This window comes from Streptomyces sp. P17, from assembly GCF_032436805.1.
Lineage (GTDB): Bacteria > Actinomycetota > Actinomycetes > Streptomycetales > Streptomycetaceae > Streptomyces.
In genome coordinates, this window is the sequence record NZ_JAVRBF010000753.1 from 1 (window position 1) to 276 (window position 276).

Annotated in this window: 2 protein-coding genes; both read left to right on the forward strand. The window is 45.7% G+C overall.

Going from position 1 to position 276, the window contains the following annotated elements:
• On the forward strand, positions 1–226 hold a 226-nt coding region (locus RMT89_RS42820; protein WP_315889166.1), incomplete at its 5' end, for a hypothetical protein.
• Positions 183–276, forward strand: a 94-nt coding sequence (locus tag RMT89_RS42825; protein ID WP_399498968.1) for a transposase, incomplete at its 3' end; no start/stop codon positions are given. The genes RMT89_RS42820 and RMT89_RS42825, both read left to right, overlap by 44 nt.

The following is a 276-nucleotide window of genomic DNA, read 5'->3' on the forward strand; positions in this document are numbered from 1 at the left end:
GTTTCACCAGCCAGTGGGGTCATACCCACTGGTTTTTTTGTGCACAGAAAACCCCCAGCTAGGCTGGGGGTTTAGTAAAGCTTTCAGCTTTGAGCCAGTTATAAAAACCCCTTTTGATTTGTTAAAACAGTTTGCGGTCTGGCAACTGCAAATGTTCAACAAGAAATCAAAAGGGGGTCCCAATGAGGGACGAAAAGAGCTTAGCGCACACCAGATGGAACTGTAAATATCACATAGTTTTTGCGCCGAAGTACCGAAGAAAGGTGTTCTACGGGG